Here is a 15,013-nt window from a genome sequence, read left to right on the forward strand (position 1 = left end):
TCCCGGTGCATCCGCTTACTTCGCCGCAACTCGCAGGCGAGCGGCGGTGTAGCCGGGGGCTTCGGCGGTGAACTCCCAAGCGCCGCCCGCCTGGGCGGACTCCGGTGCGGGTGACAAGCGCAGCTTGCCGGAGCCGCTGCCACGGGATTCAGCCATGCCTTGGGAGAGCTCGAGAATAGCGCGGACAAGCGACTCGCGCTCAGCGTCGGATACCGCCGTTTGCGGAGGCATCGGGACCTCACCCCAAACGCCGCCGCCGCCGGTCTTGAGTTTGGTTTCCAAGCGCGCCGGGGTGTCAGCCTGGTCGCGGTATTTCATGGCCACATCCAGATAGGCCGGTCCTACCGAGGTCTTGTCGACTTGGTGGCAGGCGAAGCACTGCCGGGAGCTGGCCAGCTTCTCGATTTCGGCCGGAAGCTGCGGGCCACCGGCATCGTGGCCGGTTGGCGGGATGTAGCGGGCACGGACCAGCAGCTTGGCGGGATCGGCTGCCCCTTGGATCGTGAAGCTGACCTCTTCGCCGAAGCCGAGTTTGTCCGGTTTGCCGGCAAGCTCGAGCGCAAGGGCTGGTTGAGCAGGTGCTTGTTGTAGGGAGACGCGCGCAACGGCGATGGCACCCTTGGTATCGGTTGCCACCGCACGCAGCTCGTAGCCGTCGGCAGTGAGGTTGAGGCTGGTGCCGCTGCCGACCTTGGTTTCATGGGTGCCTTGGGTCAGCCACCATTCGATTGATACGCGCTCACCGTCCGGATCATTGGTTGTCGCCGTGTAGCTGCTGCCGTTGGCGACGATCGAAATCGTCGGCGGCTTGTTGCCATCGGCCGGACGCAGACTGCGGATGCGGCCGTTCTTGTTGAAATACCAGTCGCCGCCGTATTCGAGCAGCCACAAGGTGCCGTCGGCCGCCACCTCGAGATCCATCGGGTGCATCAGCTGGTCCATCAGGGGCTCCAGCTTCTCAAGCTTCTCCTCCCGGCCGAGCTTGGCCTTCCACATCCGGCCGCGCATCCAGTCGTAGGTCAGCAGGGTGTGGTCGTCCTCCTTGCCAAGCAGGTTGAATTTCCTACGGGAATCGTAGTAGAAGACAGGGCCCGCCATCGCGTTGCGCCCGCCGCCGCCCACCGCCGGGAAATCGGTGCTCTGCGCATACGGGTACCAGATGAATGCCTTCTGTGCCGGCGGCAGGTCCACAAGTCCCGTGTTGTGCTTGCCGGGATTCTTCGGCTTGGCCGGATCGGTCATCTCACCGGGCTTGCCAGTGGTGAAATCGACGATCGGGTAGGGGCGGTTGTCGGCAATGACGAAAGGCCAACCGAAGTTGCCTGCCTGCTTCGCCTGGTTCACCTCGTCGTGGCCGCGAGGGCCGTTCGGGCCTTCGCCACCGGCGTCCGGCCCGACCTCGCCCCAGTAGACCACACGGGTTTTCGGATCGATCGAGATACGGAAAGGATTGCGGCAGCCCATGGCATAGATCTCGGGACGGGTCTTTGCGGTGCCGGGAGCAAAGAGGTTGCCTTTCGGAATCTCGTAGCCGCCATTCTCGGTCGGGCGGATCCGCAGGATCTTGCCGCGCAGATCGTTGGTATTGCCCGCACTGCGCATCGCGTTGGTGTGCTCGCGGCCGTCACGGTCGTCGATCGGGGCGAAGCCGCCGCTTTCGAAGGGGTTGGTATTGTCTCCCGTGCTCAGGTAGAGCAGCCCATCCGGCCCGAAGGCGAGCGAGCCGGCCTGGTGGCAAACTTTGTCGCGGCGGTCCGTGGCGATATCGAGCAGCGCCTTCTCCGAAGAGAGATCCAGCTTGCCGTCCTTGAGTTCGAAGCGTGCCAGGCGGTTGAGCAGTTTCTCCGGATGGCTGTAGTAGAGGTAGAGCCAGCGGTTTTTGGCAAAGCCGGGATCGAGTCCCAGACCCAGCAAGCCGTCCTCGCGCGCCCATGGAGAATTCCGGTCCGTCTCGCGCAATGCTGTCACCGGTAGAGTGCCTAGTTCGAAGATGCCGCCAGTGGAGGGGCGAACCCGTAGTACACGTCCCTCGCGTTCAATCACGATCAGGTCGCCGTTCGGTGCCGCCGCGATCTCCATCGGATCGTGGAGTTTCTCGGCGACGATCGTGCTCTGGATCTCCGCAGAGAGAACAGGGGAGACAGCAAGCGCGAGAAGGGTACTGGTGGAAACGGAAGGGAAGAGACTCATGCGAACGATCGGGCTTAAGCGGCAGGATTCTAGGGAATCGCGTGCTGGGTGCTTCTTCTCTGTTGCGCGAAATCTGATACTTCCTTGCGGATGCGCCGTGATGAAGGTCTATCGCCAAACGATCTCGAAGCGCTTGCGAGGAACGTGCTCTTCCAAGCGGGGAGCCATGCAGGATGAGGGCGGAGCCGACTCCGGCAACAGTCAACCTGACTGGACGCCCTCTCCCGTAGTCCGCCAGAGATCTGTTAGAGCGTGCTCCCCGCAGGGAACTCGTCCTGCTGGCTCCACTGGTCAATTGCGTATCGGTTTTTCTGCAAGAGACGCGAGGTTTCTAGCGCCGGAATCGGCATGTTAGCAGGGACCGATGGAGAACGCGGCGACCTCGCGACGAATGCGCGCTTCGATGCTCTACCGGGAAAGTATCGCCAGAAAAACCTCCATGAGAACCTCCTTTCCTACACTCGCCATTTCCCGCACGGCACTTCTTGCCACCAGCCTTGGCCTCGCGGTTGCAGCTCATGCCGCTGAGACTGTCATCGCCAAGCTCGACAATGCTGACAACCTGAACCTCGGCTCGAGCTGGTTGGGAGGAGTGACTCCCGGCAGCAGCGATGTCGCGTCTTGGGATGCGGCTGTAACGGCTGAAAACACAACCTTGCTCGGCGGCGATCTTTCTTGGGCCGGTATCCGCGTCTCCAACCCAGGGGGTCCGGTCACGATCAATGCCGGCAACACCCTGGGGAGCCTCGGCATCGACATGAGCGTGGCGACCCAGAATCTCGTGCTCGCGCAACCGATTGTTCTCAATGCGGCGCAAACTTGGAACGTGGCTGGCGGGACCAGCTTGACCACGTCAGGCGCTCTTACGGGCACGCCGCTCACCCTGACGAAGACCGGTCTCGGTACTGCCACCTTGTCATCGAACGGCAATACTTTCGCCGCGGCAGTGACCGTGAGCCAGGGAACACTTGCCCTGAACCACGCGCTGGCCATGGGTGCTGTAACCAATGCCGTGACGCTTGGTGATGCCAACAGCGGTGCAAACCCCGCGGAGTTCAAGGTGGATAGCGGCATCGCCGGCACCCTGAATCTGCCCTCGATCTCGAGTTCAAACTTCGGTAGCGCCCAGACCATCACCATCAATGGAGGCTCCTCCCTGGGAGCCAATGCCGCGGGCTTGGCCACTACTCTCAGTCTTGCAGGCAGCGTGCCGGTGACGCTCAAGGCCACTCAAACAGGCACGAGCCACAGCACGGCGCAGGACGTCAACTGGCGCATTCAAGGAAGCGGCATTCCCGCCGGAACCACCGCATTGATACTCGACGGCACTTCAAAGTCTCTCCGGACCAGCCAATTGAGCAACACCTCGGACGCGAGTGATTTCACCGGCGACGTATTGATCAAAGGTACGGTCGCGACCCAGAACCGGACCTATCTCGCCCAAACCGCGGTCAACCAGAACCTTGGCTTCGTTAAAAACGATATCACGGTTGGCGATGGGGTCGCCTCAACCACTTGGACTCTCGTTTGGGGCGGTGAGACGATCGGGGCCCTCAATGGACCGGGCAATATCACCCTCAACAACCAGAATGCGCTCAATAGCATCGGCCTGACGATCGGGAATAACAACCGCAACGGGGTGCACAATGGCAATATCGGTGGTGGCTTCGGGATCGCCAAGGTGGGCACCGGCACCCAGGAACTGAATGGTGCCAGCACCTACTCCGGCACTACCACATTGACGAATGGCACGCTCCGGCTGAAGCGGGCCAACGCCGCCACCTGGAGCAACAGCAATGTCGCGGTGAGCACGGACACGGCGAATACGCCGACCTTGCAGTTGAACGCTGCGGTCGCGGGAGACACCTGGACCTTCGCTAAACAGATCACGGGCGGATCCACCACCGCGAAGATCGAGAAGGTCGGCCCGGGCGCCGTGGTTCTCAGCCCTGCCGCGAGCAGTTCGTTTGTTGGCACCGCTTCTGGCGCCTTGACCGTGACCGAAGGCAAGCTGGTCCTGAACTCGACTGGCTTCACGACCGCGCCCGTGGTCAGCGTGGCCGGTGGGGCATCTTTCGCCGGCACCGCTGCTGCAGGAGCGGTTACCGCTTCAGCGGGCGGCATTGTCCAAGGCGGCTACAACGGCACCGGCACCCTGACGGCAGGAAGCCTCACCTTCAACGGAGCCGGCACCATCGCCGGTGCGCTTTCTTCCAGCGTCACGCCGCTGGTTGTGAGCGGTGCCTTGACCACCTCGGGAGGAGCAAGCTCCATCTCCGTGAGTCTAACCGGCGGTGTACCCGCAAATGGAACGTATCACTTGGTCCAGTTCGGTTCGTACGGCGGCAGCATCGGCAACTTCAAGTTCGCCTCGCCGGTGCGCGCGATGAGCCTGCAGCAGAATGGCAACTTCATCGACGTGGCCATCAACAGCTCGAACTATCCGATCTGGACCGGCGGCGGCAGTGGCAACTGGAGCTCCAATGGTGGCAGCGGCAACTGGAAGCTCTCTTCCGACAGCAGCGGCACGGATTTCCTCGCCCTCGACAATACCCTGTTCGACGACGGCGTTGGAGCAGGGAATACCGCCATCACGGTGGGCCTCACCGACATCAGCCCGGGCATCATCACCTTCAACAACAGCAGCAAGGACTACACGCTCACCCAGGCAAACGGAAAGGACATCCTCACCGGCAGCCTGGTCAAGACCGGCAGCGGCAAGCTCACCATCTCCGGTAGCTTCAGCTTCCCCGGTGGATCGACCCTCAGCGGTGGCACCGTTTCGATCGCCAACGAAACGGCGCTGGGCACCGGCAACCGTACCCTGAATGGTGGCACGCTGGAATACACTGGCGCGAGCGCCACCTGGAGCCGCGCCACCACAGTCAATGCCCCCGGCGGGACCATCGCCGTGACTGATCCCGCCGCCGTGCTCACTCACGCGGGTAGCCTCTCCGGCAGTGGGACGCTTACCAAGGCCGGCGTAGGCACACTCGCTCTCAGCTTGGCCTCAGGCACGGTGGATATGCCGTTCACGATTGCCGGAGGAACCTTGAACCTGAACTACGGTGGCAATGCGGTCACTTGCACCGGCAATATCACCGGCAGCACGGGCGTGCTGCGACTCGATGGCACCGGGGCCAGCGCGACCACCGGCTTGACGCTGACCGGCACCAATACCTTCTCCGGCGACACTCAGATCTATGGCCGCCGGATCTTCCTGAACAGTCCTACCGCAAACGGAGGCATGGGCGGGAACGTCGTCGTCAAGGCTGGCAACTGGGCCTTCCACGGCCTCACCATCATGACCGACGAGCAGATCGCCGACAGTGCGGTGCTGCGTTTCGAGAATACCGACAATGCCTACGACGTCCGCCTCAACGGCCACACCGAGACCTTGGCCGGCATCGAGTCGCTGGAAAGCGGCCAAGGCACGAACAATACCTTCTGCATCATTGAGAACGCTGGTTACGATGGCGGAAATGATGCCAACGGAATGGCTGATGGCACCCTGATCCTGAATGGCAGCGGCGATCACACCTACTTCGGACAACTGCGCGACCAGAATAATCCCTCGGGCACTAACAAGCTCAACTTGGTCAAGACAGGGGCCGGCACACAGATTCTTCAAGGTCCAGGCATCTCCTACTCCGGCACCACTCAGATCGGTGGCACCAGTCTGCTGGTGCTGGATAGCGCCAGCAGCTTCAAGAGCTCGGCGGTCACCGTGGGAAATGGTGCCACGCTCCAACTGCTCGGTTCGACTACCATGTCCGGATCCCCGGCGCTCAATGTATCCGCAGGCGGCTCCTTGAAGGTGGATGTGGATGGCACCGGAACCTACACCGTACCTATTGCTCAAACCTTGGCTGGCAGCGGGACGATTGCAGGTGGCCTCAGCGTTAGCGGCACTCTGTCACCCGGCGATACCATCGGCACGCTGACCTGCACCGGCTACTGCGACCTCAGCTTCGACTCCCACATCACCTGGCAAGTTGGCAGTTCATGGGCATCACCCACGGCGGATTCGATCCACTGCCAGGGATTCGGCGTCTTCTCCGATAGCGTCTCTCCTGCGGTCATCACGATCAGCCCCGAAGGCCTGACCGGGTTCACCGAAACGGCAAAGACCTTTACCTTGGTCCAAGGGACCGAGCCGGGCCAGGGCTTTGATGCCTCTGCCTTCCGGATCGATGCCTCCGCCTTTGTCGCGGCCACCGGCTCCTACGGCAGCTGGGGCATCCAGCAAAATGGCAACAAGCTTGAGCTGGTTTACACCCCCGGCACTGCCACGCCCTTCAACGTCTGGGCCGCTGCGCTCATCGCCAATCCCGCGGATCGTGCTGCGCTCGGCGATCCCGATCATGACGGCTTGCCGAATGTCCTCGAGTTCATCCTCGACGGCAATCCCGTCAATCCAGCCATCACCAATCTGCCGACGGTCAGCGCTTCCGGGACAAATCTCGTATTCACCTACACCCGCCGCGACGATGCGGAATACTTGAATCCAAGTGTCGAGTTCGACGCGGATCTTGCCGATGTCTGGACCACCGCAGTCTCGGGCAGCAACTGCAGCATCGTGGTGACGGAGAACGGAGCGAATCCCGACACCGTCACGGTCACGATTCCCAAGCAGACGAATGTAAAGCTCTTCGCGCGGCTCAAGGTGAATCCCTGAATTTCCCCGGCCCGCGTGGTTCGTCGAGGTCCCGCCCGGGTTCTGGTGGCAAAAAAAAAGAGGGAGGCACGTCGAAAGGCGGGCCTCCCTCTTACGTTCTTGAAATGAACGTCGCATCCCTTGCTGTGTCCCTGCTCACCGGGCTTCGTGCCGATGTGCAATCCGCGATCGCCGCCGGCAATCTCTTCGACAATGAAGCTGAAGTACTAGGTGTGAAGTAGGAGCGCGTCATGATCCTTCGGTTGATGGGAAAATGAGTATGCAAAGTTCCGCAACAGAAAGGAGGTCGTAGCAGGGGAGGATAGGCACTATGCTCACATGACGCCCGGATTCCAAAGGACCGCGCTCGGCTGCCGCCAGGGAAAGTTTCCGCACTGCCGCCATGCTCATGATCGCGGCTTCGCGCTGATCGTGGTGATGGTCCTGATGGTGCTATTGATGGTGCTGACCGTGGGCCTGCTTCAGTTGAGCAGTGTATCGCTCCGGACTGCAACTCATGGCACGATGCTGGCCGAGGCCCGCGCGAATGCCCGGCTTTCGCTGATGCTGGCCATCAACCAGCTCCAGAAGGAAATGGGGCCTGACCGGCGGATCAGCGCGCCTGCTGGCATTCTTGATAGCAGTCCCGACTCCCCGGAGCCCGACGGCGTGAACCAACCTCACTTTACCGGGGTTTGGGACGCCACCGAATCCCCTTTCAACAAGTGGACCCTCGACAAACCTTCCTACGACAAGCAGCAGACCTTCCGGAGTTGGCTGGTGTCGGGTGATCCCGCCAAGATCCGCACGCTGGACTTCGCGAAGAGCGGAGTGTCTGCCGGTGACGAGAGCCGGATCGCCGTAGGCAGCGGAAAGCGCGATCACCGTGAAGTGGCGGTGCCGCTGCTGCCCGGAGATCACGCGGGCTTTGCCTGGTGGACTTCCGATGACGGAACCAAGGCAGTCCTGCGACCTGGAGAGGCAACGAAGTCCTCGTCGAAGTTCGATACTCTCGTCAGTAGCCGGCGCGGCAATGGCAATGGCCATGCCGAACTCGATCCGCGGATTCCCTCCCGCGACCAAGGTCTCGATGGCCGACTGGTCGACTTGCCCACCACCGATGCGGCGGTGACCTCCGCCAATTCTGGCGAAAGCGTTTCGGAAGAACTGATCCACGACCTCACGACCCGCAGCGAGATCGTGCCGGTGGATGTCACTACCGGTGGCCTGCGCAAATGCATGAACGTCTACCTCGACTGGCTGGCAGCCCAGTCGCCTTCCACCCGTGCTTCCGCCGGCACCATTGGCAAGATGCGCAACGCCACGATGGACTATCGCATCTGCTCGTGGGACCAGCTCCGAAACTACGAGAGCCTTGCCCGCGCTGGCAGCATGGTGACCATCGATCCGGCGACGAAGCGTCCGAAGATTCGGTCCCATAAGCAGACCGGCAATGCCAATGAGAAGGAGTGGAATCCGATCATCGGAGAGGATCGTTTTCGAATCCAACCGGTGCTGCTGAAATTTTGCTACGTGGTCAGCTATGCGACTGAGAAGCTGACCGCCCCGGCAGATCCCTCCAAGCCCTTCGCTTTGCGCCTTTTCCTCTACCCGATGGCGGTGCTGTGGAATCCCTACAACGTCGACCTCGAGGTGCCGGAATACTGCGTGGCAGGTATCTGCCCGCTCACCTTCGAGATCAACAAGGGCAAGCCGGATGCCATCACCCTAGACCTCACCCGCAAGCAATCGGGCACCCGCTTTGCCTTCGGCCCGGAGATGGGTGGCGAGAAGTTGACCAATCTGTTGATCCCTGCCGGCGCGACCAAAGTCCTCTATCCACAGCCGGTGCGCTGGCAGACCCACCCGCAGGAGCATCGCAATAGCAAGTTCGTCTGGGAGTACTACATGTGGGCCCAAGCCAAGAAGTTCGACTTGGGTGACTCGAACTTCGGCGGGATTTTCAAGAACCTCCGCGGCAATCAGTCGGTCGCCAATTTCAGCTCGGTCGCGGCCGACGAATTTGCCGGTGCGGCGGGCGAAACCGTCAGCATCGCGGTCAATCCTTCGGTCGCGGATCCTGCCGGCAACGGCGGATCCTTCGGCGTCGACGGCACCCACAGTGACTGGTGGGGCAACAACGGCACCGGCACAGACAGCATGGACAGCCTGCAAAAATTCGGCGTGACCACCTCGGTGAGGTTCCAGGTCGAAAGCGCCACCGGCTCGCCTCAAGTTAGCTTGATTCCCGAAGGTGAGATTCCAGTGCGGACCTTCAGCCAACTCGAAAACCGGCCGACTCCCTTGCTCCTCTACGAGATTTATCGCAAGCCTGCCGACGAAGATCTGTTCCCTTCGAAGAATGGTTCCTTCTCGATGCCCGGCAATCCGATCCATGCGCTCACCAGCAAGGCGCTCGGCAATACCGACGTGGTGACTCCTTGGTTTGAGAGTCCCTATTCCTTCCGCTTCAAGTCGTTAAGTTCTTGGGTCGACGTCACCAAGACCTTCCAGCTTCCGCCCGACCGCGATGACCGGGTCTACTTTGGTGAGAGCTATTCCCCCCGCGGCCAGCTCAATGTCGTCGACCAAGAGATCCCGCTGTCACCGCTGACCTCCTTGGCCGAGCTCCAGCATCTGCCCCTGTTCGACTACCGGCCGACCTACGATCCCGGGCTCAAGTCCTTCAACTATCCGCAGTGGTACACCGGCGACTATTGGTTCCACGAGGGCAAGGTGACTCAATTTCCGCAGAACCACGCGATTGGCAATTCCTATGCCAGTCCCGGCATCCCGTCCGACAAGCTGAACCAGGCGGGCTGGAAGTCCCAGTTCAACGCGCAGGCAAATCACCTGCGGGTGGACCGCTCCTATGTGGCGAATTCGGTGCTGTGGGACAGTTGGTTCTGTTCCTCACTCGCAGCGCAGGACGGTCTGCTGCTCACGCAGGACGGCGACAAGCGCAAGTCCCGACAGGTGGCGGAGGATTTCTTTGATCGCACCACACCCTTGCCGAACGATGCCATCCAGCCTTCCTTCCATGGCAATCTGGATGAATTGCTCGGCTCGCTTTTCGATGGCAGCGGCAATCCGACTCGTGATGCCTTTGAGAAGATTGCCGGATACCTGCGTGTCGAAGGCGGCTTCAACATCAACTCCGTCTCCGAGGAGGCATGGGCTCACTTCCTCTCCAATCTCCTGTCGCGCCCGGTGCTGATGATGGAGTCCGTCACTGGCAAGGAACAGGTTTCGGTGCTCGGGCCGGAGAAAGGAAAATTCCTGATCTCCCGCAACTCGCTGGTGAATGCCCCTCCCGCAGACCGCAGCGGTGGCAAGGACGAGGACGACCGCTACTGGAATGGTGCGCGTGAGGTGACGGCCAAGCAGATCCGCGAACTGGCCGCCGCCATCGTCAAGCAGGTCAAGCAACGCGGGCCCTTCCTTTCGCTCAGTGAATTCGTCAATCGCAGGCTCAGCCGCGACAACAATCTGGCGCTTTCCGGGGCGCTCCAAGCGGCGCTCGACGATTCGAACGTGAGCATCAACGAGCCGCTGCGCGATGAAGCGATCACGGGCTCGGAGTCGACGTCCAAGGGCAGGCCGCAATACAAGTTTGCTGCTGCCGCCGCGGGTCCGCGCAAGCAGGGTATCACCGGCTATGTCACCCAGGCCGATCTGCTGGCCTCGCTCGGCACCTCAATCACCCCGCGCTCGGACACCTTCACCGTCCGAGCCATGGGTGAGGCCAAGGATCCCGACGGCAAGGTCCAGGTCCGAGTCTGGTGCGAGGCCGTAATCCAGCGTGGCGCCGATTACATTGATCCGGCGGATGCCGCGTCTGTCGCAGCCACATCTCTCAAACCTCTCAATGCGCGCTTCGGACGCCGCTTCGAAATCGTCTCGTTCCGCTGGCTCAATCCCCAAGAACTGAAATCCGTCTCATGAAGTTCCTTTCCCTGTTCCGAGTGCTGGGTGTTCTGGCCTGCGCCAGCACTTCCCTACATGCCCAATCCGAAAGTGCCACCATCCGCCTCCTGGCCTTCAGCCGGGTGGGAGACGCCCGCGAGGTGATGGTCGCCGGTGCCGATGGCAAACCGCTTCACGACAAGCCGCTGGCCTTGCCGACCGAACAGCTCTCGCCGCCCCTGTCGGTTGGTTCACGCGCACTTGTCTTCCAGGCTGCTGGCACCACGCCTGCGCCTCTCGCAAAAGTGGAGCTCCCCGCGAGTGGCAAGGATTTCATCCTGGTCTTCTTCCCGGATCCCAAGGAAGGGCAGGCGGCCTACAAGGTAGATCCCGTGCCGATGCCCGAGGGAGGCTTTGGTTCCGGCGACCAAGCTTTCGTCAACTACAGCGGATCGAATGTCGCCTTTGTGATCGCCGGGGAAAAACTTCAGGTGCCCATGGGCAAGTCGGCGATCTATCATTCCAAGAAGACCGAGGGCACCCGCTCCATGGCCGGATATCAGCAGGGCAAGGACGGCAAGTGGAGCCAGACGCCGTTCTACTCCAGCCGGCTGATCGTCCAGGAGGGCGTGCGCAATTTCATTCTCGTCGTCCGCGATCCCAAGACCGGCGCTCCCGACTTCCGCGGTATCGCCGACTTCGTGGAGAAGGCGGCACCTTGAGCGCATTCAAGGGGATCGACCGGAGCTCAACCACGGATGAAGACTCAGTTGCGGCGGTCTTCCCTGCCTTTCATCCGTGTCCATCGGTGTTAATCCGTGGTTCTCTTCTCCTCGGGTAAGGTCACCTTGTCTCCAGGATTTCGTATCATGTGGGAAAGATGAGGAAATCCCTCGGGTTTCCGAACTAGTTCACCCCGGAGGCCGCACCCACCGACGTTCCCCCGGCAAATTGAATTCGAGCTTCCATCCCGCCGCAGACAGGCTCATAAGTTAGGGTGCGTTGCCCTACATGACGCCGTGTGAGCCTACGCGTTATGGGCTGGGCGAGAACGCATCACCTTGCAAGCGAAAGGAGCTCATTCGCCATGAACTACTTGAAGCGTTGGTTGCCGGGACTCCAGACCCTGAAGGAATATCAGATGGCGTGGTTGCCGCACGACCTGATGGCCGGGTTGGTGCTGACGACGATGCTCGTGCCGGTGGGGATTGCCTATGCGCAGGCTTCGGGCGTTCCCGGTATCTATGGGTTATATGCCACGATCATACCCTTGCTCGCCTACGCGCTCTTCGGTCCCAGCCGCATCCTGGTACTAGGGCCGGATTCATCGCTCGCGGCCCTGATTCTCGCCGTGGTGGCGCCTTTGGCAGCCGGCGACCCCGGGCGTGCGATCTCCATCGCCAGCATGATGGCCGTGACCTCGGGCCTCGTGTGTATCCTCATCGGCCTTTTGCGCCTGGGTTTCGTGACTGAGCTGCTCTCGAAGCCGATCCGCTATGGCTACATGAACGGCATCGCCTTCACCATCCTGATCAGCCAGACGCCGAAACTCTTCGGCTTCTCGGTCAGCAGCTCGGGCCCATTGGATGGCATCGTGAAAATCGGCAAGGGCATCGTCAGCGGACAGGCGAACTGGATGGCGTTCGCCATCGGCGCCGGGACCTTGGCCGCGATTTTCTTGCTCAAGCCTTACAAGCGCATCCCCGGCCTCCTGCTCACGGTGGTCGCCGCGACGGTGATCGTCGGGGTGCTGAACCTTGATGCCACCGCCGGGGTGAAAGTTCTCGGTCCACTGCCGCAAGGCTTGCCGTCCTTTACCTTGCCGAGATTCAGCTATTCCGACCTTTCAAACATCGTGATCGGCGGCTGTGCCGTCGCCATGGTCTCATTCGCCGACACCAGTGTCCTGTCGCGGACTTATGCCGCCAAAAACAAGACACCGGTGGATCCCAACCAGGAGATGATCGGCCTCGGCGCGGCGAACTTAGCCGGCGGGTTCTTTCAAGGCTTCCCGATCAGCAGCAGTTCCTCGCGCACTCCGGTGGCTGAAGCTGCCGGCGCGAAGACCCAGCTCGCCGGAGTCGCGGGCGCTCTCGCGGTCGCGCTCCTCCTGCTGGTCGCGCCCAACCTGCTGAAGAATCTGCCCAGCAGCGCGCTCGCGGCCATCGTCATCTCCGCGGCCATCGGCTTGTTCGAAATCGCGGACCTGCGCCGGATCTTCCGCATCCAGCAATGGGAGTTCTGGCTCTCCATTGCCTGCTTCATCGGTGTCGTCCTTTTCGGGGTGATTCCCGGCATCGGCATCGCGATCGCCATCGCCTTCCTTGAATTCCTGTGGGACGCTTGGCGACCGAACTACGCCGTGCTCGGCCGGGTCGCGGGGATCCGCGGCTACCACGATATCAAGCGCTATCCGGATGCGCGGCTGGTTCCCGGCCTGGTGCTGTTCCGTTGGGGGGCACCGATGTTCTTTGCCAACGCCGAATTCTTCCACCAGTGCGTGCTCAGCGCGATCAAGGGATCGCCGACCCCCGTGCACCGCATCGTCATCACAGCCGAACCCGTCACCGACATCGACGTGACCTCGGCCGACATGCTAGCCGAGCTCGATCACGCGCTGACGGAATCCGGCATCGAACTGCGCTTTGCGGAAATGAAGGACGTGGTCAAGGATCAGCTGAAGCGCTTCGGGCTCTTTGAGCTCATCGGCGCGGCCGACTTCTATGCCACCATCGGCAGCGCCGTGGACGCCTACCTTGTGGATCACTCCGTCGACTGGAAACCCTGATGACCCTTGGTCACTTCCGTGTTCATGCCAGGATCTCCTTGATCACCTTCGCCGGCTCCACTCCGGTGAGCTTCTGATCCAGACCCTGGCTCTTGAAAGTAAGCCGCGTGTGATCGATCCCCATGCAATGCAGCATGGTCGCATGCAAATCATGCACCGTCGTGGGATCCGCGATGACGTTGTAGGAGAAGTCATCCGTCGCCCCATAGCTGATCCCCTTCTGGATCCCCCCGCCAGCCAGCCACATCGAGAAACATCTCGGATGATGATCCCGCCCGTACTGCGTCGGCGTGAGATTGCCCTGGCAATACACCGTCCGTCCGAATTCGCCGCCCCACACCACCAGCGTATCGTCTAACAGCCCGCGCTGCCGCAGATCCTGCAGTAATCCCGCCTGCGCCTGGTCCACATCCTGACACTGTAGCGGCAAGTCCTTCACCACACTCCCATGGTGGTCCCAGCCACGATGATAGAGCTGGATGAATCGCACCCCGCGCTCCGCCATCCGCCGCGCCATCAAGCAATTGTATGCGTAAGTCCCCGGCTTCTTCACATCCGGACCATACAGCGCCAGCGTGGACTCCCGCTCACCGCGCAGATCCGTCAACTCCGGCACGCTGGCCTGCATCCGATAGGCCATCTCATACTGCGCTATCCGTGCCAGCACCTGCGGATCCGCACTACGCTCCGCTTCCCGGCGATTCATCTCACCGAGCATGTCCAGCATCTTGCGGCGATCGCTGCGCAGCATCCCCTTGGGATCGTTGAGAAAGAGCACCGGATCCGCCGCCGCCCGGAACTGCACCCCTTGATGCTCGCCCGGCAGGAAGCCCGCACCCCACAGGTGCGAGAACAGCGCCTGCATTTGGCCCCGCCCTTGGCTGATCATCACCACGAAGGTCGGCAGGTTCTGGTTCTCACTGCCGAGACCGTAGGACATCCACGCTCCCATCGACGGACGACCCGGGATCTGGTTGCCCGTTTGCATGAAGGTGATGCCGGGGCCATGATTGATCTGCTCCGTGGTCATCGACTTCACCATGCAGATCTCACCCGCCATCTGTCCGGTATGCTGCATCAGCTCAGAGACCCACAGGCCATCTTGGCGGTTGGCATGCTGCTCGAACTTGAAGATCGATGGCGCGACCGGCAGCCGCGTCTGGCCGGAGGTCATGCCCGTCAAGCGTTGCTGGCCCCGGACCGACTCTGGTAGATCCTTGTCGAAGAAGTCCTTCAAGCCGGGCTTGTAGTCGAAGGTATCGAGCTGCGACGGCGCGCCTTCCTGGAAAAGGTAGATCACGCGCTTCGCCTTCGCTGCGAAGTTCGGAAAAGCCGCTGCGGGATTCGTTTCCGCCGCCAGCAACTGCGACAAAGCGGTGCTGCCAAGCAAGGACAGCCCGCCCGCTCCGATGCCTTTCAGCAATTGCCGGCGATTGACGTGGAAGAGGGGATGATCGCTGCTGTGATTCATC

The 15,013-nt window shown here is 61.5% G+C and carries 6 protein-coding genes; 4 read left to right on the forward strand and 2 right to left on the reverse strand.

Features of this window, described 5'->3' with window-relative positions; genetic code table 11:
• Positions 1–15 precede the first annotated feature (15 nt).
• Positions 16–2,190 carry a PQQ-dependent sugar dehydrogenase gene (locus tag BV071_RS19270; protein WP_052573586.1) on the reverse strand — a complete coding sequence of 725 codons (2,175 nt, stop codon included), beginning with the start codon at positions 2,188–2,190 and terminating at the stop codon, positions 16–18.
• A gap of 439 nt (positions 2,191–2,629) precedes the next feature.
• Between BV071_RS19270 and BV071_RS19275 the strand changes: the two genes are divergently transcribed.
• The 4 genes from BV071_RS19275 to sulP all read left to right on the forward strand — a co-directional run bounded on the left by BV071_RS19275 (position 2,630) and on the right by sulP (position 13,541).
• On the forward strand, positions 2,630–6,868 hold the full coding sequence (locus BV071_RS19275; protein ID WP_265594629.1) for an autotransporter-associated beta strand repeat-containing protein: 4,239 nt from the start codon (positions 2,630–2,632) through the stop codon (positions 6,866–6,868).
• A gap of 318 nt (positions 6,869–7,186) precedes the next feature.
• A complete protein-coding gene (locus BV071_RS19280; protein ID WP_035610778.1) occupies positions 7,187–10,792 on the forward strand; it encodes a hypothetical protein in 3,606 nt (1,201 codons plus the stop codon).
• The gene (locus tag BV071_RS19285; RefSeq protein WP_035610780.1) at positions 10,789–11,475 is read left to right on the forward strand and encodes a hypothetical protein; all 687 of its coding nucleotides are present in this window, start codon (positions 10,789–10,791) and stop codon (positions 11,473–11,475) included. Before BV071_RS19280 ends, BV071_RS19285 begins: the two co-directional genes overlap by 4 nt.
• A 365-nt stretch (positions 11,476–11,840) precedes the next feature.
• Positions 11,841–13,541, forward strand: a complete 1,701-nt coding sequence (sulP, locus tag BV071_RS19290) for a sulfate permease (protein ID WP_035610783.1) — start codon at positions 11,841–11,843, stop codon at positions 13,539–13,541.
• Between the two features lie 22 nt (positions 13,542–13,563).
• On the opposite strand, the gene BV071_RS19295 is transcribed toward sulP, so the two are convergent.
• A complete protein-coding gene (locus tag BV071_RS19295) occupies positions 13,564–15,012 on the reverse strand; it encodes a DUF1501 domain-containing protein (RefSeq protein WP_035610855.1) in 1,449 nt (482 codons plus the stop codon).
• Position 15,013 lies beyond the last annotated feature (1 nt).

Source organism: Haloferula sp. BvORR071, from assembly GCF_000739615.1.
Lineage (GTDB): Bacteria > Verrucomicrobiota > Verrucomicrobiia > Verrucomicrobiales > Akkermansiaceae > Haloferula.

Coding starts and splice junctions, on each gene's coding strand:
- sulP (WP_035610783.1), top strand. CDS start 11,841: ATGAACTACTTGAAGCGTTGGTTGCCGGGACTCCAGACCCTGAAGGAA.
- BV071_RS19270 (WP_052573586.1), bottom strand. CDS start 2,190: ATGAGTCTCTTCCCTTCCGTTTCCACCAGTACCCTTCTCGCGCTTGCT.
- BV071_RS19275 (WP_265594629.1), top strand. CDS start 2,630: ATGAGAACCTCCTTTCCTACACTCGCCATTTCCCGCACGGCACTTCTT.
- BV071_RS19285 (WP_035610780.1), top strand. CDS start 10,789: ATGAAGTTCCTTTCCCTGTTCCGAGTGCTGGGTGTTCTGGCCTGCGCC.
- BV071_RS19280 (WP_035610778.1), top strand. CDS start 7,187: ATGACGCCCGGATTCCAAAGGACCGCGCTCGGCTGCCGCCAGGGAAAG.
- BV071_RS19295 (WP_035610855.1), bottom strand. CDS start 15,012: ATGAATCACAGCAGCGATCATCCCCTCTTCCACGTCAATCGCCGGCAA.